This window comes from Rothia endophytica, from assembly GCF_928381505.1.
Classification (GTDB): domain Bacteria; phylum Actinomycetota; class Actinomycetes; order Actinomycetales; family Micrococcaceae; genus Rothia; species Rothia endophytica_A.
The window spans coordinates 1-2392 of sequence record NZ_CAKMSJ010000022.1; the positions used below are offsets into that span (position 1 = coordinate 1).

General features: G+C 51.0%; 4 protein-coding genes. All 4 read left to right on the forward strand.

Annotation, left to right across the window (positions count from 1 at the left end):
• A partial coding sequence (locus L6990_RS11715; RefSeq protein WP_237204367.1) for a hypothetical protein occupies positions 1–193 on the forward strand: 193 nt, incomplete at its 5' end.
• A gap of 66 nt (positions 194–259) precedes the next feature.
• On the forward strand, positions 260–820 hold the full coding sequence (locus L6990_RS11720; RefSeq protein ID WP_237204368.1) for a hypothetical protein: 561 nt from the start codon (positions 260–262) through the stop codon (positions 818–820).
• Complete coding sequence (locus L6990_RS11725) at positions 820–1044, forward strand: hypothetical protein (RefSeq protein ID WP_237204369.1); 225 nt, start codon at positions 820–822, stop codon at positions 1042–1044. Before L6990_RS11720 ends, L6990_RS11725 begins: the two co-directional genes overlap by 1 nt.
• An 865-nt stretch (positions 1045–1909) precedes the next feature.
• Positions 1910–2392 (forward strand): hypothetical protein (locus L6990_RS11730; protein ID WP_237204370.1); only part of this gene is annotated, 483 nt, incomplete at its 3' end.

Below are 2392 nucleotides of genomic sequence, written 5' to 3' on the forward strand. Positions count from 1 at the left end.
GGACGTTGCCGAGCTTCTGCGCCAGGTCTGCAAGGGCGACAGAGCGGTAAACCCTCTAACGCCCTCCAAGTGCCGTAATCCGCTCTTTGAGGGCGCTGATGTGATTTTCCCGGTTGACTGCCCGCCTGCCACGAGACTACCCTCCCTCTGGTCCAGGCCTGCCAGTCTGAAAAAGCCTCTTGACAACCTCTAGGAGCTGAGAGAATACTATGACTAAAGTCACACATACCTCACTCTTACCTACTCTCGGAGGCCCCACATGAAAGTTCCCTACCGTGGTCTTGCTACCACTCTATGCATCGCTATCTCCGCGACCTTGTTTGCTGGGACGGCTGTCACGCCGGTTTATGCCAATCCGACCAGTGCCATGTCCCAGGGGCTAGCTTATGAAGACGCTGAAGTATCTGCGCTACTAGACCAGATGGCCGCAGAGTTTGAAGCTCAATACCAAAATGACCCCGTTGCCTTTGATCAAGCTTTGGCAGGGCTAGACCGCTCCTTCAGTGCACAACCTACGCTTGGCGTAGTCGCCCCTAATGCTAGTTGGGAAAGCTATGCACGCTGTGTTGGAAACGGTATCGCGGTGGCTTTTGGGCTAGATATCTTGAAGCAAGCTGTAAACAAGCCCGTTATAGATGCTCTTAAGTCGCGTCAGTGGCGTGTTGCTTCATCTATTATTCACACCAATCTTTCCCGGATCCTGGGCGCTAAGGGAGCTAGCCTCGTTATCAAGAAGATGGCAAATAAGCTTCTTCCAGGTGGACTTCCTGGACAGATTGTTTGGATAGCTGGAAAATGCGGGGTCAAAGAGTTTATTTAGTGAAAAATAAGAATCTAACTTCCATTGTCGTTACCGTACTTGTCCTTGCTGTGCTTCCTCTTCCTCTAGCGTTGGCATTGACCGGCGTTGAAGGTATTTTGCACGGCTCTGCCGCTGCATTGAAAGAGTTTCTCGTAAGTTATTTATTCGGGTTGTTTACATTGCTTGTTGGGTTGGGCTGGTTCCTCTGGAATAACCGTGCCTCTAAGCAACAGAAAAAGTAACCGGATGACTTTATAAAGAACCGCATACCACTCTGAAGAGTTGGTATGCGGTTCTTTACTTTTAATGACCTGCCATCATAGCTAGTGAAAACGACAGCGATGAGATAGTTACCCCCCCCAAAGCACTCTTGCTAACCCCGTCAAGGTCTACGTGCTTATACACCTACCCAGTGCAGATATTCAGTCAGGCAGATATTCAGTCAGGCACGTATGCCAAAAACTTTTTGGTTGTCCAACCCTACCGTTTGCGCTTTCAAAAATAACTACCCGCAACGATTCAAAAACTCACCAGATTTTCCTACACACATGTGGCATTGAAATGCACAAGGGCTTACATCTGTAATCCGCACTGCCAAAATTTTCAGTCAGTCAGTCAGTCAGTTTTTGAGCCCGTTTTTCGCCACACCTCATGCATTCAATGACCCAGGAACTTCTAAAATGAACCATTCGCAATAAGGAAGCACCCCAAAGCCCCGGCGGAGCAAGCTATCCACTTAGGTAACCTAAATGGCTTTCAGACCTGTTTTAGCCCGGTTTCGGGGCACTGCGTTGGGCAACCAAGGGACGGGTTTTCTTTTCTCTGCTGCGCTGCTTCACCGGACGCATTCTAGCCACCGAACAAGACCCACCAAGGGCGCTGCGCGTCGCTACGCGATGGCGCAAGCGCCACCCTATGACGGGGCTTGATCTGGTGGCTCATGCTCCGCGTATCAGCAGCACGGCAGGAATAAGAAAAGCCCACAGGCACAGGGGTAGGCGTGTAGGCTAAGAGAAGATTTTTTTTAAAAAAAGAACCGGCAGAGATTGCACCCTCTGCCGGTTCGGAAAATTCCCACCAATTGCGTTTAGTGAAAGGAATTAAGCTTTGTCTAAGAGTCTAGCAGTGCTAGGCGAGACCGCAACCAAAAAGCACCGGTTCGCCGCACATCTCACAGATACCCAGCGCATTTTCCTCTGCTCTGACACCAAGTCTGACCCCCTGAGCAAAACCCTTCGGGCAGACCTAGAAAAACACGAGTTTTACCAGCCCAGCCGCTCTTTTTGCCGCGCCCTGGTCATCGACATCGACCACATTTTCGCCGCAAATTATGTCTTTGATTTGCCCTCTGAAATCCAGCCCCATGCCCTAGTTTTTACCGCTCAGGGCGTACAAGCTTTTTGGCTTATTGAGGGCGTTCCTTTGACCAACAACGCCCGTACAGCACCTATCGGGTTCGCTAGGGACGTTGCCGAGCTTCTGCGCCAGGTCTGCAAGGGCGACAGAGCGGTAAACCCTCTAACGCCCTCCAAGTGCCGTAATCCGCTCTTTGAGGGCGCTGATGTGATTTTCCCGGTTGACTGCCCGCCT